Origin of the sequence: Allomuricauda sp. F6463D (genome assembly GCF_023015965.1) — a bacterium.
Taxonomy (GTDB): Bacteria; Bacteroidota; Bacteroidia; order Flavobacteriales; family Flavobacteriaceae; genus Flagellimonas.
On sequence record NZ_JALKAN010000002.1, the window covers coordinates 720,597 to 743,394 of the forward strand.

Annotated in this window: 22 protein-coding genes; 9 read left to right on the forward strand and 13 right to left on the reverse strand. The window is 38.8% G+C overall.

From position 1 onward, the window contains the following. Window positions 1-52: 52 nt before the first annotated feature. Complete coding sequence (locus tag MWU56_RS11690) at window positions 53-661, forward strand: superoxide dismutase (RefSeq protein ID WP_247044668.1); 609 nt, start codon at window positions 53-55, stop codon at window positions 659-661. A gap of 669 nt (window positions 662-1,330) precedes the next feature. Here the strand turns inward: MWU56_RS11690 and MWU56_RS11695 are convergent. The 9 genes from MWU56_RS11695 to purN all read right to left on the reverse strand — a co-directional run bounded on the left by MWU56_RS11695 (window position 1,331) and on the right by purN (window position 9,196). Beyond that, window positions 1,331-1,723 carry a hypothetical protein gene (locus tag MWU56_RS11695; protein ID WP_247044669.1) on the reverse strand — a complete coding sequence of 131 codons (393 nt, stop codon included), beginning with the start codon at window positions 1,721-1,723 and terminating at the stop codon, window positions 1,331-1,333. Then, on the reverse strand, window positions 1,720-2,007 hold the full coding sequence (locus MWU56_RS16680) for a glutaredoxin domain-containing protein (protein ID WP_410548942.1): 288 nt from the start codon (window positions 2,005-2,007) through the stop codon (window positions 1,720-1,722). The genes MWU56_RS11695 and MWU56_RS16680 overlap by 4 nt, the downstream gene beginning before the upstream one ends. A 35-nt stretch (window positions 2,008-2,042) precedes the next feature. After that, window positions 2,043-2,348 (reverse strand): hypothetical protein, encoded by a 306-nt coding sequence (locus MWU56_RS11700; RefSeq protein WP_247044670.1) that lies wholly within the window; start codon window positions 2,346-2,348, stop codon window positions 2,043-2,045. Between the two features lie 54 nt (window positions 2,349-2,402). Further along, window positions 2,403-3,158 (reverse strand): hypothetical protein, encoded by a 756-nt coding sequence (locus MWU56_RS11705; protein ID WP_247044671.1) that lies wholly within the window; start codon window positions 3,156-3,158, stop codon window positions 2,403-2,405. Beyond that, complete coding sequence (locus MWU56_RS11710) at window positions 3,115-4,590, reverse strand: hypothetical protein (RefSeq protein WP_247044672.1); 1,476 nt, start codon at window positions 4,588-4,590, stop codon at window positions 3,115-3,117. The genes MWU56_RS11705 and MWU56_RS11710 overlap by 44 nt, the downstream gene beginning before the upstream one ends. A gap of 440 nt (window positions 4,591-5,030) precedes the next feature. Then, entirely contained in the window at window positions 5,031-6,929 is a 1,899-nt protein-coding gene (locus tag MWU56_RS11715) for an amidophosphoribosyltransferase (protein ID WP_247044673.1), read from the reverse strand. A gap of 43 nt (window positions 6,930-6,972) precedes the next feature. Next, the gene (locus tag MWU56_RS11720) at window positions 6,973-7,899 is read right to left on the reverse strand and encodes a PfkB family carbohydrate kinase (protein ID WP_247044675.1); all 927 of its coding nucleotides are present in this window, start codon (window positions 7,897-7,899) and stop codon (window positions 6,973-6,975) included. 97 nt (window positions 7,900-7,996) lie between these two features. Beyond that, window positions 7,997-8,632: a viroplasmin family protein gene (locus MWU56_RS11725; protein WP_247044677.1), complete on the reverse strand. Its 636-nt coding sequence runs from the start codon at window positions 8,630-8,632 to the stop codon at window positions 7,997-7,999. Then, window positions 8,633-9,196 carry a phosphoribosylglycinamide formyltransferase gene (purN, locus tag MWU56_RS11730; protein ID WP_247044678.1) on the reverse strand — a complete coding sequence of 188 codons (564 nt, stop codon included), beginning with the start codon at window positions 9,194-9,196 and terminating at the stop codon, window positions 8,633-8,635. A 162-nt stretch (window positions 9,197-9,358) separates the two neighbouring features. Here purN and MWU56_RS11735 point away from each other — a divergent pair, with 162 nt between their 5' ends. The 5 genes from MWU56_RS11735 to pyk all read left to right on the forward strand — a co-directional run bounded on the left by MWU56_RS11735 (window position 9,359) and on the right by pyk (window position 13,710). Then, a complete protein-coding gene (locus MWU56_RS11735) occupies window positions 9,359-9,592 on the forward strand; it encodes an acyl carrier protein (protein ID WP_009778413.1) in 234 nt (77 codons plus the stop codon). Between the two features lie 99 nt (window positions 9,593-9,691). Next, a complete protein-coding gene (gene fabF / locus MWU56_RS11740; RefSeq protein WP_247044680.1) occupies window positions 9,692-10,942 on the forward strand; it encodes a beta-ketoacyl-ACP synthase II in 1,251 nt (416 codons plus the stop codon). Window positions 10,943-10,951: 9 nt separating this feature from the next. Next, a complete protein-coding gene (gene rnc, locus MWU56_RS11745; RefSeq protein WP_247044682.1) occupies window positions 10,952-11,689 on the forward strand; it encodes a ribonuclease III in 738 nt (245 codons plus the stop codon). Between the two features lie 105 nt (window positions 11,690-11,794). Next, a complete protein-coding gene (locus MWU56_RS11750; RefSeq protein ID WP_247044683.1) occupies window positions 11,795-12,265 on the forward strand; it encodes an IPExxxVDY family protein in 471 nt (156 codons plus the stop codon). 2 nt (window positions 12,266-12,267) lie between these two features. After that, on the forward strand, window positions 12,268-13,710 hold the full coding sequence (gene pyk / locus MWU56_RS11755; protein WP_247044684.1) for a pyruvate kinase: 1,443 nt from the start codon (window positions 12,268-12,270) through the stop codon (window positions 13,708-13,710). Between the two features lie 69 nt (window positions 13,711-13,779). Here pyk and MWU56_RS11760 read toward each other — a convergent pair whose 3' ends face one another. After that, entirely contained in the window at window positions 13,780-14,358 is a 579-nt protein-coding gene (locus MWU56_RS11760; protein ID WP_247044685.1) for a TetR/AcrR family transcriptional regulator, read from the reverse strand. A gap of 247 nt (window positions 14,359-14,605) precedes the next feature. On the opposite strand from MWU56_RS11760, the gene MWU56_RS11765 reads away from it, so the two are divergent. Then, window positions 14,606-17,386 carry a M16 family metallopeptidase gene (locus MWU56_RS11765; protein ID WP_247044686.1) on the forward strand — a complete coding sequence of 927 codons (2,781 nt, stop codon included), beginning with the start codon at window positions 14,606-14,608 and terminating at the stop codon, window positions 17,384-17,386. 142 nt (window positions 17,387-17,528) lie between these two features. Here the strand turns inward: MWU56_RS11765 and dinB are convergent, their stop codons facing one another. Further along, entirely contained in the window at window positions 17,529-18,629 is a 1,101-nt protein-coding gene (dinB, locus tag MWU56_RS11770; RefSeq protein WP_247044687.1) for a DNA polymerase IV, read from the reverse strand. 27 nt (window positions 18,630-18,656) lie between these two features. On the opposite strand from dinB, the gene MWU56_RS11775 reads away from it, so the two are divergent. Both MWU56_RS11775 and MWU56_RS11780 read left to right on the forward strand, forming a co-directional pair. Then, window positions 18,657-19,130: a CYTH domain-containing protein gene (locus tag MWU56_RS11775; RefSeq protein ID WP_247044688.1), complete on the forward strand. Its 474-nt coding sequence runs from the start codon at window positions 18,657-18,659 to the stop codon at window positions 19,128-19,130. 168 nt (window positions 19,131-19,298) lie between these two features. Beyond that, window positions 19,299-20,180, forward strand: coding sequence for a DUF6268 family outer membrane beta-barrel protein (locus MWU56_RS11780; protein WP_247044689.1), 882 nt, complete (start codon window positions 19,299-19,301; stop codon window positions 20,178-20,180). Between the two features lie 115 nt (window positions 20,181-20,295). On the opposite strand, the gene MWU56_RS11785 is transcribed toward MWU56_RS11780, so the two are convergent. Next, window positions 20,296-21,435 (reverse strand): permease, encoded by a 1,140-nt coding sequence (locus tag MWU56_RS11785; RefSeq protein ID WP_247044690.1) that lies wholly within the window; start codon window positions 21,433-21,435, stop codon window positions 20,296-20,298. Continuing rightward, complete coding sequence (locus MWU56_RS11790; protein WP_247044691.1) at window positions 21,435-22,634, reverse strand: pyridoxal phosphate-dependent aminotransferase; 1,200 nt, start codon at window positions 22,632-22,634, stop codon at window positions 21,435-21,437. The genes MWU56_RS11785 and MWU56_RS11790 overlap by 1 nt, the downstream gene beginning before the upstream one ends. Between the last annotated feature and the right edge of the window lie 164 nt (window positions 22,635-22,798).

A 22,798-nucleotide genomic window follows, 5' to 3' on the forward strand; every position in this document is an offset into this window, starting at 1 on the left:
AAAACTTGTATTTTTACTTAATTAAAGTAATAACCTAAAAAAATAGAATATTATGGCTTTTGAATTACCGAAATTACCGTATGCATACGATGCATTGGAACCACATATAGATGCTAGGACCATGGAAATCCACCATACTAAGCATCATAATGGCTACACTACCAAATTAAATGCCGCTATCGAAGGTACCGATTTGGATGGAAAAGAAATTGTTGACATTCTATCCAATTTGGATATGACCAACGCTGCCGTTAGAAACAACGGAGGAGGATTTTTTAATCACAGTCTTTTTTGGGAAGTAATGTCTCCGAACGGTGGGGGAGCCCCATCTGGGGAATTGGCTTCTGCAATTGATGAGGCATTCGGTTCATTTGATGCTTTTAAAGATAAATTTTCCGCTGCTGCTGCCACTCAATTTGGATCAGGTTGGGCTTGGTTGTGCGTGCACAAAGGTGGAAAGGTGGAAGTATGTTCCACTCCTAACCAAGATAACCCTATTATGCCCGGCGTAGATTGTGATGGTTACCCAATTTTAGGGTTGGATGTTTGGGAACATGCCTACTATTTGAACTACCAAAACAAACGTCCAGATTATATATCCGCATTTTTTAATGTGATAAACTGGGACAAAGTTTCTGAGAATTACGCAGCTAGTAAATAATAACTGGTTGACTTATAATATGAAAGCCGTGCACAAAGTGCACGGCTTTTTTTATTTCTGTTTTTTCTAAAATAGAAAAGGGCGAGGAAGACCTCACCCTTTTCGTCCCAAATCTTACCATAAACTTAACCTACTTATGCTATGGCGAGACTAAAATACTGGTATTGTGTAAAATAACAAAGGGTTTTAAAAAATATTTTACGTTTTTAAAGAAAAATAAAACGTGCAGTTCATCGATAAAATTGTTAAAACCTTGGTAGTCAAACATAAAGAAGCCGGAGCATGCTCCGGCTTCTTTCCCCAAATCTTACCATGAACTTAACCTACTTATGCTATGGTCCTCCAAATGTAAGCCAAGCATTGTTTTTGTTCCTAAGCTTTTAGACGAAACCCCCTTTAATTGGTTAAAGTGTACAAAGGGATTCATTAATTGATATATGTCAAGAAACTAAGTTGAAATTTTCTGATTGGTGGAAGTGAATAAAATAAAAAAGGTGGAATAGCTTCCACCTTTTTTGATTTTAAATTATCTATGACTCCGCATTTTTTACCAACCCCTGCAGTATGGATTTTAATATCCCTTATTCTTTGAATATAAAACCCAATCAAATTCTGGTGACACACCAAATTCGGAAGTAAATTAAAGGTCTTTGGGTGCCATTGAAAAGATTAATCATAGAGTGTCAATTTTGGCTTTACCTGAACAACTTCACCATAACCATCATTTCCTCGTTTTATCAGATAAAATTTATATTCATTGTCGGAATACGTTTTATAAAGGGGGGCGTCATACAAAAACTCTAAAAGTGAATCCCTGCTAATGATGTTGCTCTCTAATTCCGTTTTGAGAAAGATAGAGTGTGGCTTTGAAACTGGATATAATTTAACATGCTCATTTTTTGTCTTTTTCAATATAACTGGAAAGCTGGAAACTGGATGGAAGTCCAAAGGTGCTTCGACATATACTTTCTTAGCTCTTAAGAAACAAAAGTTTATGGTCAACCCAATTATAGTAATAATGGCTAGACCAATTACAATCAATAACTTTTTTCTAAAAATCAATGTTTTGAGGCTAGATCTTTTATATATAACCGTAGGTTTGCGATGTCATGATCCAATCTGCCGTCGATAAGAAATAATGGGTAAAGTACCTTGTTCATTCCCGAACTTTGTAATTTCAGTAGCTTGAACATGTCTTTCAGGTATTCTTTATTATTTGAAGTGTTTATATATTTATAAGGTATTTTCTTTCTGTCTAACATCTCCTTTGCATATTTAGACCGAGGGCAGCCTTCCTTATAAAAAAATATAATAGGATTATTCTTGGTATCGAATAAATTGAACAACTCTTGTTTTCTGATTTTGCAACTTAGTTTCTAACTCAGTAGGTTTTGGAACATAGGTGTAATTGGTATTGTAAGACCATTTTTTGTTTTCCAAGAAAAAAAGTTTGATCATTTTTGTAGAATCTTTTGCCGCAACCAATTTTGGTTATTGGGTTATGATATCCTGATAGGTTTTTAGGTAATATGGTCAACGCTATTTCCTGTCTTACATCTGTATCGTTGATTGCATAGAAAATGATGCCATCGATAACTTTATGTGTGTTGACTTTGACCTCATTGTTTTGTGCCATTAAACTTTGAAAGGCCAATAAGAATAAATTAAGTATATAGATGTGTTTCATAATTTAAATTCTGTTAATTGCTCGTATTGAAAAAACACATGCAAATAGAAAAGTTTAGTCTGATGGCTGCCGAGTTAAAATTATTTTTTCTTTTTTGGGCAACTGAATTAGTATAATTTGGTTATTAGTTCTTTTTTGAATCAAAAAAAGCTTTTTAATTGACATATCTTTATAGATTATATCAGTAGACTTCAATTTCACTTCAATGGTAGAGCTATATCCAAAAAAAGGTTCAGTAAAGATTTCAATTTCTTTGTATTCTATAGTTGATAGAATTAATCTATGGAAAATAGAACTTTGCAAACTTAGTTCGGGAAATTCTCCACTCTCATCAGATGCAATGGCCATTAATGTTTTATTGTCAACATCTTTAAGCAAAAGGTTTGTACCTTTTAAGGGTGTGCCATTTATGTTCTTTACATAGATTTTAATTAAACAATGATTACTGTTTTCAAAAATCGGAGGAGATTGTAATTTGTTTTTACTAAGAATTGTTATGTTTTGTTGGGCATCCACTTTTTCGTAAGGCTCAAATTGTAATATTAAGGTGTCTTTACTAATGGTGTATAATCCTTTGGAGAGTTCTTTTGAACCTAAGTGAAGTAGTTTGGTTAGATTAAAAGTTCCCTCATTATTAAAACTATACTCAACCCCAATATCATTAACCATCACTGTTGGCGATTTATAAGTAAAATTTCCCGAAAGAGTGTTTTGGGCAAAGCAACTATTTATAACAATAGGAAATATTGCTATAAACAAAATAAATCTAACAACCTGCATTACTTCCTTTTTGGGATTCAGGATTTCCATTTGTGTCTTTTTTTGTTAATTCAATTAAAATTACATCATTAATTCTTTTTTGTGTTGCTACAGGCAGCCCATTAAAGGCACTAGTAGAATGAAGACCAGCCCAGGCCATATCTTCATAAAACTGTCTACTATGATGATAACCTTTTATATTACCAAACTCTTGTAGAGAATCAGCTATTGGTTTAATGTAATTGTTGGCAATGTATTCATGTCCATAGTTTAAGTATGCAGAAGCCCAGTCAGGTCCTAGCAAAGCTTGTTTTTGAGCTATGGTAGCAGCGTTGTAAGATGATGCAACAACATAAGAATGTATAGATTCATGCATCATAGTCCTTGCCCATGATAGGTCTGTTGCATTTCCCCATGCTTGTGAATCAAAGGTTGTGGTTACTGTGCCTGTAAGTTTGTTATATTTAGTAGATGTGGTTCCTGTTGCACCACCTAGGCTTCCATCCTTTACCTCCCAGTTAAAACCAGGGGTGTTGCTCGCAAACATTTGTAGAACATAGCCAACTCCTCTGTTAAGGGTCTTAAGGTCTTGGAGAATTGTTTTAAGACATGGCTTTAAAGCAGTATCATCAATCTTTTCTTCGAAATCCTCCTCATTAATCGGCAGTAGCGTATCCTCCTCGGGGCAGTCTGCGTTCTTACCCGTCAGTGCTCTTTTCCATATGCCGTCAGTCCCAAAACCGCCGAACTTGCCCTGGCCCACTTCCGCAAAGGGCTCAGTGTCATATCCTGCACCGCCGCCATTGTTCGGCGCATACATGTTCCAATAATCATAATAACTGCCGGGGTCGTGGTTCCCGCCACCGCCGTTGTCGTTGCCTTCCTCGTTGTTGTTGGCATTTCCGCCACCGCCATTGCCTCCGTCTCCATTGCCGCCATTGGCGTCTACTGTTAAACAGGGCTCAGGTTCGCTGCCCATTTTGCCGTTCTGGCCTAGCTGCAGGCCAAAGGCTTCCAATTTGTACACCCCTATGGTCCCTTTAAAGGGCTTTTCCTGTCTGGGGCCCGCCACATACTCCGGCCAGTAGTCCTCGTCCACCTCGTAGCGGAGCACAAAGGGCTCCCGCTGTACGCCTTCGTGGGTACGCTTGCCCACCACGTTGTAAAAAACGTTGTGGGGCGTACCCGTCACGTACATCCTTAGCGAGTAGGTGGTGTTGCCCACGGAGTCTGTCACCGCCAGCACACGGCTGCCGTCCAGCACCACGTCCTCGTCATTGTTCTTGGAGGCCCAGCCCATTTTGGAGCTTTGCTGTTTTATGGAGCCGGAAAAATCGGGCAGCTGTTCAATGGTCAACGCTTTCAACAGCACATTGTCCTCTGTTTCTTGGTTCAGTTCTGGATAATTGGTTTCCTCCTTTTGGCAGTTCCAGGCCAAAAGGGCCAATAGCATTGCGGGCAGTAGGTTTCGCAATTGTTTCATTACTTGTCAACTTTTAAATTATTAATAAAATCTGGGCGGGGACCTTAAAAAAATCACCGCAACATACGGCATACGAACATTATGCTCGTATACATTTTTGCTGCGCTTAACAAGTAATGGGGATTTGTGTTGGGACTAAACTAACAACTTTAACCCAATCTGCATTGTACAAAAACCTTAAAAAAACTGGGTTTTTTCCATAGTTTTAAAGCAAAAGGCATAGTTGACAGGAGAATAACAGCAATAATTTGGTTGTACAGAAAATAAAAAAGGTGGAATAACTTCCACCTTTTTTGCCCCAAATCTTACCATGAACTTAACCTACTTATGCTATGGCAGTTACTAAAATAGGATGGCGGGTTACTGATTGTATAAAAACCCGCTGTTCTACTAGTTTCATCGATAAAATGCACACTTTATATGCTTTTTATGATTTCTCCTTAATAAGCTCTTTCGTTTCTGCCTTCAAAAAAGTTTACAAAAGCCTTGTTGACTACTTTGTTTCCACCGGGTGTTGGGTAATTTCCGGTAAAATACCAGTCGCCCAGATTTTTTGGACAAGCGTTATGAAGCCCTTCAATGGTTTGGTAAATAATCTCAACTTCAGCGTTGATACCCTCGGGACTCAAAATCTCTCCAATTTTCTTTGAGATCTGTTTTGCTGTGAAAGGTGCGTAAAATTCTTGGACGTAGTTTACCGCTTTTTCATTCGAGGCATCGGTTTGGGTAAGACACTTTTCATAAATCTCTTTGATCAAATGTGTTGTGCCGTGATCTTCGTGCAATGCCTTTGCAGCTTTAAAAGCTACAAAATCCTCCAGTTTTGCCATATCAATACCATAGCAATCCGGATATCGTATTTGCGGAGCTGAGGATACCACTACTATTTTCTTTGGAGACAATCTGTCCAATATTTTTAGAATGCTTCGTTTCAATGTGGTTCCACGAACGATGCTGTCGTCAATAATCACTAGGTTGTCCGTAGGTTTTACGGAGCCATAGGAAATATCATAAACGTGGGTCACCAGATCATCCCTACTGCTATCTTGAGTAATAAAGGTTCTAAGTTTAGCATCTTTAATGGCCACTTTTTCTATCCGTGGCCTAATGTTCAATATTTTATGAAGCTCTTCGCCTGTCATGTTTGGTCCCAAGGCTAAAATTTGTTCCTCTTTTTTCTTGTTGAGGTAGTTTTGGGCCTCTTTTACCATTCCAAAAAACGAAGTTTCCGCTGTGTTTGGAATATAGGAGAAAACGGTATTTTGTAAATCGTCCTCAATGGACTTCAATATTTCCGGGAATACCAGTTTTCCAAGTTTTTTCCTTTCTTGATAGATTTCCTTGTCACTACCACGGGAAAAGTAAATGCGTTCAAATGAACACGCTTTCCGTTCGGTGGGCTCAAGAATTTCTTTGAGTGCCATGGAACCATTTTTCTTGATGATTATAGCATGTCCGGGATCTAATTCCTTTATATCATCAAAATCAACATTGAAAACGGTCTGTATCACGGGGCGTTCAGATGCTACCACAACTACTTCATCATCTTGGTAGTAATATGCGGGTCTAATTCCAGCGGGATCTCTCATTACAAAAGCGTCACCGTGCCCTAAGAGTCCGCTCATAGCATATCCGCCATCCCAGTTTTTAGATGCTTTTCTTAATATCTTGGCAACGTTCAAACGTTCCGCAATTAGTGGTGAGGCTTCTCTTTTGGTGTATCCTTCTTTTTTTATTTGTTTATAGAGCTTGGCTACGGCATCATCCAAAAAATGACCGATTTTCTCCATTACGGTAACTGTATCGGCTTTTTCTTTGGGATGCTGACCCAATTCTATTAAGTTGCCAAAAAGTTCATCAACATTGGTCATGTTAAAGTTACCGGCAACTATAAGGTTACGATGCATCCAGTTGTTCTGTCTTAAAAAGGGATGAACGCTCTCAATACTGTTTTTGCCAAAAGTCCCATAACGAACGTGACCCATAAGCAATTCTCCAATATATGGGATGTTCTTTTTTTGCCAATCCACATCATCTTCATGTTCCGGATGTTCCGCCAATGCGGTATTGATACGATTGTTGATTTGGGCAAAAATATCTTGTATAGGCTGTTGTTGGGCAGAACGCACCCGGCTCATATATCGCTCACCGGGATCCATGTCCAGTTTAATGCTTGCAAAACCGGCACCATCCTGTCCGCGGTTATGCTGTTTTTCCATCAACAAGTACATTTTGTTTACACCATAAAAAGCTGTGCCGTACTTTTCTTTATAGTACTCCAAGGGTTTAAGCAATCGGATCAATGAAATTCCACACTCGTGCTTAATGGGATCACTCATAACAAACTGAATAAAAAAGCCCTGAAAATTCCAGGGCAAATATTTATGTTAATTCAATATTGAACTGCGTCAATTTTTTAAATTGTGTCAGGCGGGTATCTATCTCGCTCTTTTTTAAATTCACCATCCTTTCGGTTCCAAATTTTTCAACACAAAAAGAAGCTAAATTAGAACCATGTATTATGGCATTTTTCATACTTTCAAAAGATATGTTTCTTGCTTCGGTCAGGTATCCTGCAAAACCGCCTGCAAAAGTATCTCCTGCTCCGGTGGGGTCAAAAACTTCTTCCAAAGGAAGCGCGGGGGCAAAGAAAATATTGTCCTTATGAAACAAAAGAGCTCCGTGTTCTCCTTTTTTTATGACCACATATTTTGGTCCCATTTCCTGTATTTTGGCTGCAGCTTTGACCAGGGAGTATTCGGAGGTCAATTGTCTGGCCTCTTCATCATTTATAGTGATAACATCAATTTTTGAAATTACGGTTATCAACTCGTCCCAAGCATTGTCCATCCAAAAGTTCATCGTATCCAAAACTATAAGTTTTGGTCGTTTTTCCATCTGATTAATTACACTTAACTGAATGGTTGGGTGAAGATTGCCGAGCATAACAATATCTGCGTCAGTGTAATCGTTTGATACCACAGGGCTAAAATCGGCCAAAGTATTCAATTCCGTAGCCAAGGTATCGCGAGAGTTAAGGTCGTTGTGGTATTTCCCCTCCCAAAAGAAAGTTTTACCTCCTTTTACAACCTCTACACCAGTAAGATCGATGTTTTTATTATTTAAAATGTCCATGTAGGATTGTGGAAAGTCATCTCCTACAACAGATACAATTGCGGAATCTATTTTAAACTGTGAGGCTGCCAATCCAATATATGTACCTGCGCCCCCTAAAATTCTTCCTGTTTTCCCGAACGGTGTTTCAATGGCATCAAAAGCCATAGTTCCCACGATCAGTAATTTGCCCATTGCCTAATTTTTGCTGCAAATATAAGATATAGCAATGCCATACAATAATAAGAGCGTTTCATTTATGAAAAATTGGGATAAATGAATGGATATAAGGTTACTTTCTTCCAAAATCGGCAGGTATTTCACCCCAAGCTTTCGTTTCCCATTTTACAATTGGAGTATTGAACCGGTTTTTTGTCAACCATTCTTCAGCACGCGCTATCAATTCAAAAAGCTGAGCGTTTTTAGCTGTTTTTTTAAGTTTGGTGCCACATTTCTTTTTTCGTACCCAACCAATGGCAATTCTAGAATCGGAATAGAGAATACGTTCACTTTTTTGTTGTTTTAAAAAAGCGAGGCCATGAACCAGGGCCAAAAACTCCCCTACGTTGCTGGTGCCTTGTTCAAAGGGGCCTTGGTGGAAAAGTACCCGTTTGGATTTGGTTTCTACACCACGGTATTCCATTTTTCCGGGGTTACCGCTCGAGGCTGCATCAACGGCTATGGAATTATAATTGGGGTCACCAATTTTTAACAATTCCTCTGGAGTAAGTTCTTTTTTGCCCTTGGACTTTCCTTTGTATTCCAGATAATTGCTGTTAAAGGCCTTTTTAGCTTCTTCAAATGTGGTGAAGGATTTGTATTGGGCTCCTTTGACCCCATCGATTTGGGCTTTGCAATCTGTCCAGGATTCAAAAATACCGGGATGTTTGCCTTTCCAAACTACATAAAACTTCTTTTTCTTGGCCATTTAGGATAAGAGTTTTTCAATCACTTTTGGAAAGTGTTCATATTCCAATTGATGTACCTTTTGGGCAATTTCAGCAGTATCGTCTGTAGGTTCGATCTTTGTTTTAGCCTGAAGTATAATAGCACCCTCGTCATAATTCTCATTTACATAATGTATGGTAATACCTGTTTCGACCTCTTTATTCTCTTTTACGGCCTGATGAACACTGTCTCCGTACATACCTTTTCCGCCGTATTTTGGTAAGAGTGCAGGATGAATGTTGATGATTTTATTGGGAAAAGCATCAATAAGGTTGGAAGGTATCCTCCAAAGAAAGCCTGCAAGCACAATTAAATCCGTGTTAAGTCCCTGTAAAAAATGTAAAACCGTATCGGAGCTTTTAAATGCGGATTTATTAAAGTAAAAAGCAGGTACTCCAAGGCGTTCGCAACGCTCTAAGACTTTTGCAGATTTCTTATTGGTGAGCACCGCAGCTACCGTCACCTTTGGGTTATCACTAAAAAAGGAAATAATGTTTTCTGCATTTGACCCACTGCCCGATGCGAAAATTACAATTCGTTTCATTCGTTAGGAATTCATATGATTTTGGATTAAATTACGTCGGCTAAAATAATGTACAGCACTTTATAATCTTTAATTTGATCCACATTTTATCGACAAATAGTGTATTTAATCCAAAGTTTTATATTTTTGCCAACGATTTAAATTTTTAAAACCACAATAATTATGTCAGACATTGCATCAAGAGTAAAGGCTATCATCGTTGATAAACTAGGTGTAGATGAAAATGAAGTAGTTGCAGAAGCTAGCTTTACCAACGACTTAGGAGCGGATTCCTTGGACACTGTTGAACTTATCATGGAGTTTGAGAAAGAATTTGATATCCAGATACCAGATGACCAAGCAGAAAATATTGCCACTGTGGGTCAAGCTATTAGCTACATCGAAGAAGCTAAGTAATTCAATGATATATCGCTAAAGATTATAAATTATCCATGTGGTGGCTATCACATGGATAATTTTTTTATAATTTAGGTCTAAAGGGTAAAAAATAGTTCAATGCAGTTAAAGCGAGTTGTAATTACTGGAATGGGAGCGTTGACCCCCATTGGTAATAATTTGGAAGCTTATTGGGAAGGACTACGAACCGGTAAGAGCGGTTCTGCCCCCATTACGTATTTCGACACCGAAAAATTTAAAACAAAGTTTGCTTGCGAACTTAAAGGGTACGATCCTGCTGATTATTTTGATAGGAAGGAAGCCAGAAAACTCGATAAGTTTGCTCAATATGCTTTAGTGTCCTCGGACGAAGCTATCGCAGACTCTGGAATAGACTTGGACGTTGTAGATAAGTTTAGGGTTGGTGTTATATGGGGCGCAGGAATAGGCGGATTGGAAACTTTTCAGAACGAGGTGATCAACTATGCCGAAGGCGATGGTACTCCCCGATTCAATCCTTTCTTTATTCCAAAAATGATTGCCGATATAGCACCAGGTAATATTTCCATTAAACATGGATTTATGGGACCTAATTATACAACTGTATCCGCATGTGCCTCATCGGCCAATGCTATGATCGATGCACTCAACTACATTAGGTTGGGACATTGCGATGTTATTGTATCCGGAGGTAGTGAAGCTGCCGTAACTATGGCGGGTATGGGCGGATTTAACGCCATGCACGCACTTTCCACTAGAAATGAAAGCCCAGAAACAGCTTCCAGACCATTCGACGCTACGCGTGACGGATTTGTATTGGGAGAAGGTGGAGGAGCACTTATACTTGAAGAGTATGAGCACGCCAAAGCCAGAGGAGCAAAGATATATGCAGAAGTATTAGGTGGAGGCCTATCCAGCGATGCGCACCATATGACAGCCCCGCACCCTGAAGGAATTGGAGTGGTAAAAGTTATGGAAAACTGTTTGGAGAACGCAGGATTAAAACCTGAAGACGTGGATGCCATAAACACTCACGGAACTTCTACACCTCTAGGAGATGTAGCAGAATTAAAAGCTATTTCCAAAGTATTTGGTGATCATGCCAAAAATATCAACATCAACTCAACCAAGTCAATGACGGGTCACTTGTTGGGTGCAGCAGGAGCCATTGAGGCCATTGCATCCATATTAGCTATGGAGCATAGTTTGGTACCCCCTACCATTAACCATAGTGTGGTGGATGAACAGATAGACCCATCGCTAAACTTGACCTTGAACAAGGCACAAGAACGAGAGGTAAAAGTTGCCATGAGCAATACATTTGGATTTGGAGGACACAATGCTTGTGTACTATTCAAAAAAATAGGGTAGTTTTGTAACATGAAATTTACTTCCAAAATATTCAATTCCCATCCAAAAACGGATGGGGATTTTTTTTTGGGGATCAAAAAAATACTTGGTTTTAAGCCCAAAAGTATTGAAATCTACAAGACAGCGTTCGTGCACCGATCCATGAACAAAAAGGACGAAAAGGGCACCCCAATCAATTACGAACGTTTGGAATTTCTAGGGGATTCCATGCTGGGAACCATCATTTCAAAATATTTGTATAACAAAGTTCCAGAGGGTGATGAAGGCTATTTGACCAAGATGCGCTCCAAAGTGGTGAGCCGAAAACACCTTAACGAACTAGGTAAGGATTTGGGCTTGTTAAACTATGTTGAGAGCAGGATTCCAAAATCACATTTCGGTGAAAATATACACGGAAACGTGTTCGAAGCATTGGTAGGTGCGATTTATTTGGACAGGGGTTATAACTATTGCGAAAAATTTATCGACGAAAGGGTTATTGAACCCTATGTGGATATTGAACAGCTTGAGGGCAAAGTGATCAGTTATAAAAGTTTGGTAATAGAATGGTGCCAAAAAGAAAAAAAACCCTTTAATTACGATGTGTACGAGGACACAGGAAACGATGAACTCAAACACTTCGCGGTTAAACTTACCATTGGGGATAGAATGTTGGCAAAAGCTAGAGCCACCTCAAAGAAAAAAGCCGAAGAAAAAGCATCCAAACGTGCTTATTTCGCATTACAGAACAAGATAGAAAACCAGTAGTTTTAAATAATTGTAAACTCAAACGTTTTCGCTTTATTTAAAGGTGTATTGTTTTGTATAAACTAGGCATTCATTAGGATTAAACCTATATTTACAGTTCGTTTTATGGGCATGTTAACCACGCACAAAATATCGGCAGACCTATTTGATGATAGTTTTAAGCTCATCGCAATACACAGTGATTTGGAAGATTATGCTATCACCTATGCCATAAATTCCACTTGTGGGCTATTTTTAAAACGGATGAAAAAAGACCTTTATCTTGAAGGAAATTTAGCTTTTTCCGTTTTTGATTGGGACGATGAGATGAACGATGTGTATTGGACATTGATCTCCAATAAATGCGAAGTTGAAGAGGTGTTGCCCTCAGTTGGGTTGTTCGGAAACAATGTTTCCAAAAGAACCGATCATTTGGTGAAAGAACGAAAAGAAGTGGATTATTTTTTGAAAGTTGACGCAGTGGACGAAACATTGTTCACCGAAAAAATTAAATCCATTAATCAGATAGCCAACGTAATTACTGCCTACCCGTTGGAAACAGACAATATGAAATCAAAAAGAAATTTAATCTTTTAAAAATGCCAACTAGAAAGAAGACTAAAATTGTAGCAACCTTGGGGCCGGCTACCAGTAAAAAGGAAACGCTCAGGGAAATGATAATGGCCGGAGTGGACGTTTTTAGAATAAACTTTTCCCACGCTGCATATGAAGATGTTGCTGAACGTATTAGAATCATAAGGGAACTTAATGATGAGTTGGAAGTCAACGTCGCCATACTAGCCGATTTACAAGGGCCCAAATTGAGAGTTGGGGTTATGGGAGGAGAAGCCATAGTTTCATCAGGAGACGAGGTTACTTTTGTTACAGGCGAGCCTTTTGAGGGAACTGCGGAAAGAGTTTATATGAACTATAAAAACTTTCCCAAGGATGTTAAGCCTGGAGAACGCGTACTTTTGGATGACGGCAAATTGATTTTTGAAGTAAAATCAACCAACGGAAAAGATGAGGTGGTCGCAACAGTAATACAAGGAGGCCCCTTAAAGTCCAAAAAGGGCGTAAACTTGCCCAATACAGCTATATCGTTGCCGGCACTCACAAAAAAAGATATTGAAGATGCCATTTTTGCCATTGGACAAGATGTGGATTGGATGGCCCTTTCTTTTGTACGCCATAGCCAAGATATTGTGGACCTTCAAGAGTTGATCAAAAAGCATTCGGAACATAAAATTCCGATAATAGCGAAAATTGAAAAGCCTGAAGCCGTTGAGAATATCGACAAGATTGTCACCCAATGTGACGGTCTTATGGTGGCTCGTGGAGATTTGGGTGTGGAAGTTCCAGCACAAGAGGTTCCATTAATTCAGAAGAAATTGGTGCTCAGTGCAAAAAAAGGGAGAATACCCGTGATTATTGCTACCCAGATGATGGAGACTATGATCACCAGTCTAACCCCTACACGTGCCGAAGTAAACGATGTTGCCAACTCCGTTATGGATGGTGCTGATGCGGTAATGCTATCAGGAGAAACATCAGTAGGGAACTATCCTGTTCAGGTTATTGAAAAAATGTCCAGTATAGTTACAAGTGTAGAGGGATCTAGCTTGATTCAAGTGCCACAGACACCTCCACATATTAGAACAAAAAGATACATTACAAAATCCGTATGTTACCACGCGGCATTAATGGCCAACGAAATTGAAGCAAGAGCCATTTCTACTTTAACGAATAGTGGTTACACGGCATTTCAAATTTCTGCTTGGAGACCTGCAGCACATATTCTCGTGTTTACATCCAATAAAAGAATTTTGACCCAGCTCAACCTGTTATGGGGAGTAAAAGCATTTTACTATGACAAGTTTGTGTCCACAGACCAAACCATCGAAGATGTAAACCAAATGGCCTGTAAAAAAGGATTTTTGAATGTTGGAGACATGCTAGTTAGCTTGGCAGCGATGCCAATCAAAGAAAAAGGGATGGTGAATACGTTAAGGGTAACTGAAATAGAGAATTGTAATTTTTAAACAGCTTATCTAAATCAATAAATTTAAAAAGGTGTGGAATGGAAATAGACCGCACCTTTTTTTATGCCTTTATTTTAAATCCATGTCTACGAAAAGGGATGGTGCTATGTTTCTTGCCATAAAAATAGGCCAGTCATTTTTGAACAGATGACTTTCAGTAACCGCGCTTTCGTACAAAAGATAAAGCCCGCTCGATATTTTTTCTATTTCCGCTTTGGACAGATTGGAAATATTGTTACCCACAACCTCACCTAGAAAAAGCAATAGTTCTTTTTTTTGCTTTTGGATTACTCCAAGAATTTTAGTTTGATGGGGAGAAAGCTCTCCCAGAGTTTTTATGTTCCAACAACCTTGAAAATTCTCTTCCATGTACATGTCGCGTAGCAAGTCAAAAATGGCCAATAGTTTGGGCCTACTTTCATTCCGCTCCCCCACATAGGCTTTTAGGCTCTCCATAAAGAATTTGTGTCTTTGCTTTAGATAGGCAATACAAATGTCTTCTTTGGATTTAAAATGAGAGTATAGTGTGGCCTTTGCAATATCACATGTTGAAATAATCTCGTTAATACCTGTTGAATTGTACCCTTGGGAATAAAAAAGGTTCCCCGCTGAAGTTATGATGTGTTCGTGCAAATCGTTTCGATGCATAAAAAGAAATAAATAAGAATAAAATTATCAGGGAACACTATTGCAAATTAATAAAGAAATTATGGGGCGGGCAATTAAACCGCGCTAACTATCTAACAGTATTTTGTGATTGTATACTGATTAAAACTTGAAAAAATCCTTAAAAAGGAAGCTAGAAATAGCCAACTAATTAATAATGTGACCATTGCAAACAAATTCCTATCTTGTATATCAAATAATATCAATCAATTAACAAAAAACAAGAGAAATGAAAAAATTACTTCTGGCCTTAATTATAGGCCTACTATTTGCTCCTATGAGCTATGGGCAGGGTTTTCAGTTCAAAGCTGAAGACATAGGCATCGAGTACAAAACATATATCCTTAAAAATGGGCTTACCCTTTTGGTATATGAAGATCATAAAGCGCCCATTGCAGCAGTTAATGTATGGTACCATGTGGGTTCCAAAAATGAAAAGCCTGGGAAAAGTGGTTTCGCCCATTTATTTGAACACTTGATGTTCAATGGAAGTGAGAATTACAACACCGATTATTTCCAAGCATTGGAAAGTATTGGCGGAACGGACCTTAATGGCACCACCAACACGGACCGGACCAATTATTTTCAAAATGTGCCAGTCTCCGCATTGGATCAAGTACTTTTTTTAGAATCTGACCGAATGGGGCATCTACTCGGGGCTATTGACCAAGAAAAATTGGATGAGCAACGTGGCGTAGTTCAAAATGAAAAAAGACAAGGGGAAAACCAACCTTATGGAATGCAATGGGATTATTTGACCAAGGCAATGTATCCTAAAGGGCATCCTTATTCGTGGACCGTAATCGGGGAAATGGAAGATTTGAACGCTGCATCTTTGGAAGATGTGCAGGAATGGTTCAAATCCTATTATGGCGCTGCCAATGCGGTTGTTGCAGTTGCTGGAGATGTTAATGCAGAGGAAGTTCATCAAAAAGTAATCAAATATTTTGGGGACATCCCTTCGGGACCAACAGTGGAACGCCAAGAGATAAACATTCCAAATAAAGTTTTTGATTCCCGACAGGAATATGAGGACCGTGTACCGGAGACCAGAGTGCTCTTTGCATGGAACACACCACCATTTGGATCTAAGGAGGACCTACACTTTGACTTGATTTCCGCTATATTGACCAATGGAAAAAACTCAAGGTTATACCAAAAATTTATCTATCAAGATCAATCGGCAAGTTCTGTCGTTTCTTTCCAGGCATCCAGTGAAATTGCGAGTAATTTTATCACATGGATAAACGTAAAAGAAGGTGAGGACGCAGAAAAATTGGAAAAGGAACTTTGGGAAGAAATTGACCGATTGATAAAAGAAGGCCCAACCGAAGAAGAGTTAAAAAGGGTTAAGGCTGATTACTTTGCCAATTTCATCAAAGGATTGGAACGTATTGGTGGGTTTGGAGGTGTTTCCGATATACTTGCTTCCAACCAAACCTATCACGGTGATGCATCTTATTACAAAACAAAATTGAAATTTGTAGAAGAGACAACTACCGAGGGTTTAAAAAAAACAGCATCCAAATGGCTTACCAAAGGAAAACATGTTTTGGTCTGCAAACCATTTCCAGAATATGACATGGTGCAATCTTCTGTGGACAGGAGCAAATTACCTGAACTTACAGCCCAAAAAAGCTCAAAATTTCCAGAACTACAGCGTACACAATTATCCAATGGTTTAAATGTTGTTTTGGCCCAGCGCAAAGGAGTACCTACGGTGATAATTAATTTGGTGGCCGATGCAGGTTACAAAACGGATTATTTGTCCAGTCCCGGCACAGCAAAATTAGCTATGAATTTGATGGATGAAGGTACCAAGGACAAAAATACTTTGGAGATTAATGAACAACTTCAACTTCTAGGAGCATCATTAAGCACTTTTTCCAGTCAGGATGAATCCAATGTGTACATGAGCACGTTAAAACCGAGTTTAGATGCCAGTTTGGACCTCTTTCTGGATGTGGTGCTCAATCCTGTATTTCCAGAAAATGAATTCGACCGCCTTAAGAATGAGCAGATCAATGATATAAAACAAGAAAAATCGCAGCCCATCTCCATGGCCCTAAGAGTAATGAACAAATATCTTTACGGGGAGGACCACCCATACAGCACTCCATATACCGGGACAGGGTATGAGGACACGGTTTCAAAGTTGACAAGGGAAGATGTTGTAGATTTTTATAACACGTGGTTCAAGCCCAACAATGCCACACTGATTGTTACTGGGGATGTAGATATGAACGAGTTAAAATCCAAACTGGAGAAAACACTTGGCAAATGGAAAAAAGGAGACGTGCCCAACATTGTATTCAATGAACCGAAAACAAACACCAAAAACACATTGTATTTGATGAACAGGCCGGAATCCCAGCAATCGGTTATTCTTGCCGGACACTTGACCGAAAAATATGGTGATGTTTCAGAGATAGCCATGGAGCAAATGGTGAATATTCTTGGAGGTGATTTCACATCGAGAATCAATATGAATTTGAGAGAGGACAAACATTGGTCTTATGGAGCAGGGGGATTTGTGATAGGTTCCAAAGAGGAGCGTCCCTTTATCGTGTATGCACCTGTACAAACTGATAAAACTGCCGAATCTGTTACGGAAATAAGGAAGGAAATATCTGAGTTCACCTCTACACGGCCTGCAACCAGTGAAGAACTCGAAAAAGTAAAGACCAATCAAGTATTGAAACTTCCCGGTCAGTGGGAAACCAATAGTTCGGTAAATAGTTCTGTCCGAAATTTAATCAGATACGATCTACCGGATGATTATTATCAAAAGTATGATGAAAACGTCCGAAATCTTTCTGTGGATGATATTAAACAGGTAGGTAACCAAGTGGTTCAACCAGAAAAGGTAAACTGGTTTATGGTAGGTGACAGGGCTGAAATCATTACAAAACTGGATGAACTTGGTTTTGACAACATTGTGGAAATAGATGCGGATGGAAATCCTAAGAAACCAGCGGTAGAATCGGTTAAAACTGATATCAAAAATTAAATATAGGAGATTGTCTGAAAAGTTTTTTGGGTCAAACTGAACTTGTTTCAGGTTCTCGTGAAGGGTATAAATTTACATGATAAAACTCCGAAACTAGTTCGGAACGACAGGTAACTTAAAAGCTTTTCAGACAGTCACTTTTTTAAAATTCAAATTTGAGCTGAACGAGCACAGACTCTTTTTCCTCATTCTTTTTTTTCTTTTCCGTGTTGAGGTTGGCAAGTGAAATACCCAATAACCGAACAGAATTTTCTAATGAAGACTGGTACAATAGTTCTTTGGCAGTCTCCAGTATCAAGTCTTTGGTTGCTATAAAATAGGGGAGGGTTTTACTGCGTGTCTGTAAGGTAAAGTCACTGTACTTTATTTTTAAAGTGATGGTTTTTCCAGCTATTTTGGATTTTTGAAGCCTTCTTTCCAGTTCTGTGGCAATATTTTCCAATTTTTCAAGCATAAAGATTTCACTGCTCAAGTTTTCAGAAAAAGTCCGCTCTGCACCTACAGACTTTGGAATACGATGTGGTTTTACCGGACTTAAATGAATTCCTCGCACTACATTGTAATAGTAGCGGCCACTTTTTCCAAAATGCTCTTCTAAAAATTCAAGCGATTTATTCTTTAGATCTAATCCTGTAAATATGCCCAAACGGTACATTTTTTCGGCGGTGACCTTCCCTACACCATAAAATTTTCGGATATCAAGGTTCTCCAAAAAATCGATTATTTCTTCAGGATTTACCGTTTTTTGTCCATTGGGCTTGTTGTAATCGCTGGCAACCTTGGCTATAAACTTGTTTATGGATATCCCCGCTGATGCCGTCAGCCCTGTTTTGTCAAAAATTTTCTCCCGTATTTCTTTGGCCATCATGGTAGCGGAAGGATTTCCTTTTTTGTTCTGTGTAACATCTAAATAAGCCTCGTCCAAGGATAGGGGCTCTACCAAGTCGGTATATTCAAAAAAGATGCTCCGAATCTGCATGGAAATTTCCTTGTAGCGATCAAAACGGGGTTTAACAAAAATAAGGTCAGGGCAATTTCTGCGCGCAATAGCTCCTGCCATTGCACTGCGTACCCCAAACTTCCGTGCCTCATAACTTGCGGCAGAAACCACGCCGCGTTTGGACCCTCCACCTACAGCGATTGGTTTCCCTTTAAGTTCGGGATTATCATACTGTTCTACGGATGCATAAAAGGCATCCATATCCACATGAATAATTTTTCTTAGTGGAAAATCAAACTCCATTTTCAAATTTAGGGTATATTTAGTTTGATGGAACATTTAGAAATAGAGCGAAAGTTTTTGGTCAACTCTGAGGCGTATAAACAGCAGGCAACTTCGCAATCGCGAATTGTGCAAGGATTCCTTAACACAAATCCAGATAGGACGGTCAGAGTTAGAATAAAAGGCGATAAAGGATATTTAACTGTAAAAGGTGCCAGTAATGACTCTGGAACTACCCGGTTTGAATGGGAAACGGAAATAGGTGCTGCCGAAGCCGCCAACCTTATCGACCTCTGTGAACCAGGTATTTTAGAAAAGGTGAGGTTTGAAGTCCCATTTGGTAAACATATGTATGAAGTGGATGAATTTTTGGGTGAGAACAAAGGTCTTGTTTTAGCTGAAGTGGAGTTGAACCACGAAGACGAACGTTTTGAAAAACCCGATTGGCTCGGGGAGGAGGTAACGGGTCAAATTCAATACTACAATTCCCAATTGAGCAAGCGCCCCTATCATAAATGGTAGGCATATAATTTGAATTTTATGCTTTTCGACCTGTAACCTAGTACTTGTTCATCGATAGATTTTTCGAGTTGGTAGATAACCTCCCTAAATCTTCTGTTAAAGGTCAAAATCCAGCTGGTTTTTCAATAGTTGGGGAATTAGTTTAGTGCTTTAAAACCACGTAAACTAATGAAAAAAGTAGCATTAATTATGGCCGTATTGAGCTCTGGCCTTTCTATGGCACAAATTTCTGATGAAATAGGATTTGAGCAAGGTTTGTTTTCTGGTAGTAATGTTGCCAAGATCAATAAAACCAAATTTGTTGTAGGTTTCCCATTGTTTAAAACGGATAGGTATAGCCTTAGTTTGGGAGGAGCTTATCAAGCGACCAATATTGAATATGTTGATGTCGATGTTCCATTTACAACAGAGATGATCGAAGATTTTAATATGTTTTCCGGTTCTTTAAAGTTTGCCCATGCACTTGCAGATAGTTGGAGCGTTATATTGACCGGAGAAGGACAGATTTCTTCAAATTTTGATAATGATATGGGAGGTGATGATGTGTTTTATAATGGGAGTTTGATTTTTCGCAACACAGATGTTGAAAACAATACTGTTTGGAAAATAGGCGCCATTTATGATCATCAATACGGACTTGACACTCCAATTCCATGGGTGACTTATTCTAAACAGTTAACGGAAAAATTCGGGTATCAAATCGGTTTCCCGGAGATGTATGCCAACTATAATCTAGGGCTTTGCCATCAATTTAGTGCTTTTGCCAAGTTAGATGGTTTTATGGGTTCTTTTAATGATGAAATGGAGGTTAAGGTATCGGATTTTGACGATACTGGTATCCTACGGCAAACCTCCGTTGTTTCAGGATTGGGTTATAGCTTCAATTTCTTAGATAATTTCAGTCTTAATATAGATGCAGGATTTAGCCTGTATAATAATATGACGGTTGAAGACTATGACGGCAATGAGATTTATGATTTTGATTATAACAACGGTTTTTATGGTACAATCGGAATCAAGTACCGTTTTAACAATAAGCACTTGGACTAGTTTTTAGTAGTTTTTATATTTTTCATGTTAGAGAGAGTGCCCGTTGTATCAAGGGCACTCTTTTTTGTTCAATCGTTTCGTATATCAATAGTGATTAATGAAGGGGAAGCAAGTCTTAAGCAGCTTGTTCAGTGGCTGCTGATTTCAGCTCATGGTCAATTAATTGTTGTTCTGACCACTTTTTTTTGCCTACACCACTAATCAGTGGAAATGTTAGACCAACCGCCAATAGTAAAATAGCCATCATGAAAATATTTAATGGATTTACAAAGAAGGATCCACTGTTCAAGGTTGCCAAAATCAATATGGTGGACAATGGGAAAGACAATGCTAAAATGGCCACTCCAAAGTCACCGTTAAATGTTTTTCGTTTGAATTCGCCATCCATTTCAATGCTATCAACTGCTGCAATATGGGCATAGGGCCAAAAGCTACAAGCGCTTAATCCAAAAGCCATAGTCAATAATATTTCTTTTTGTGCCTCGATACCCGATATCATAACAAAAACCCAGGAAATCAATAAAATCAACCCAGCACGGGTACACAAAAGTGAAAATATTTGAAAAAACTGTTTTCTTTTGATTTTTACTGCCAGTCCAATAAAGAGCAAAACCAAGGGAGTCATGATCAAGCTAAGTTTTTCCAGTGGCTCGCTAAGAAAGAAGGGCAACGAATCCATACTAAGACCAAATGCCAGTAATACCAAGGCTGCTCCAATAAATACATTCACTGGTTCGGAAACCATGGCTTTGATCAAGGGTTTTAATTTGGTCCCTCCGTTTTTCGTTTTGTTGGATTGAAGATTATAGTGCCAGTTCATGGCTACCAAGTACAAAAAGAAAAGCACAAAAATCTTGTTTCCAAGGTCGGACATGGCCGCCTTCGCAAGATATTCTTCACCTAAAAACTCCAAAATAAACGGAAATGAAGACAATCCGGGAGCCAATGAAGGAATCAATAATTTGGCCGTTCGATATTCCGATGTTCCTTTGCCAATGCCCATAAGGGGCAAAACAAGGGGCATTGCAAAAAACAATAGTAGGTTAAGCCCAAGAGCCAACAAGGGCAATAGTAATAAATGTAATTCCACCTTGATTCCCAGCAATGCAATAAATATAGTTGCGGGCAAAGCAAGGTTGAGAATTACTTTTTTTATTCCAGTTATTTCTTCTTTTGACTTAAACTTTACTTTAAGTAAAACTCCTATCAAAATAAAAAAAAGAAATACAATGGTCTTTTGAATTCCAACCTCCACTATACCAATACTTTATTTAGTGCGGCGGTAAAGGTTTTCATTTCGTCCATGGTTCCCATGCTTACTCGGCACCAGTTTTGATTCATAAATTCGAAGGCTCGAACTCCTACCCTTAATTCGGTCATATGCTCTAAAAATGCTTTACCTTCCATTTCAATAGGAAAAATTATAAAACTTGTTGAAGACGGAACATAGGAGGTAATACCCAATTGTTTTAGGCTTGTATATACATATTCCCTGCATTCGGCATTAAGAGTACGGGATTTATTTATAAAGTCTGCATCATCCATTGCAGCTATGGCTCCGTATACCGATGGCAATGTAATTCCCATGCCACCTCGGGTGATTTTTTGTAGTCTTCCCAAAGTTTCTTCAAGGGCTACAATGTATCCTACTCGAAGGCCAGCCATCCCGTGGATTTTGGAGAAGGTTCTGGCAATGATCACATCTTTTCCTTGGTTTACAAGTGAAACCATACTTTTTTTAGCCCCATCTTCCAAGAACCATAGATAGGCTTCATCAACAAAGACAGGAACTTTTTCCGATACTCGGGAGCAGAAGTCCACCAACTCTTCATGATCGGTCATAGAACCGGTCGGGTTGTTGGGATTGCATATATAAACCAATTTGGTTTCGTCGTCTATAGCTTCTTCCATGGCCTTAAGATCATGTGACCAATCATCTTTTAATGGAACAGGCTTCCATGATGCACCAACAGATTCGGCCACTCGAATTAGTGACATGTATGATGGATCGGCCGAAACCACGTTACCCCCGTTCAAAAATAAAACCATGGCAGTTTTCTCCAATAAATCGGAAGATCCAGGTCCCATCATAATATTTTTGCTCTCAACTTCTTCAAAATCGGCAATTTTGTCCACAAGCTGGTATAACTCCTTCCAGGCATATCTGTTTCCTCCAGATACTGAGTTTTTAAAAGCTTCTATAGCCATTGGGGAAGGGCCATAGGGGTTTTCATTTGCATTTAACTTTGCGGCCAACTCTGGCAGGTAATTATCAGGTTTTGGCAAGTATTCTTTAAAGAAAGGGCTATATACGGCATTTCCTTCGGTGTCCAAGGTTAATGGAGCCTTAGGTGTTTCGGCCAATCCTATATATGGCAAAGCCATTGCGCCACCTGCTGTGAGCACACTCTTTCTTATCCAATCACGTCTGTTAATGTTAGTTTTAGTTCCCATTGGTTTTTAGTTTTTAGAAGAAATTAAAATTATGTGATCAATTAACTAAAAACAAAGATAATAATGTAATAATCAGCGGTTTATATGATAATATATTAAAAAACAAAGATATTATATGAGAAATTAGCAGTTATAGGGGTAGTGCAGGGTATCCATTTTGAGGA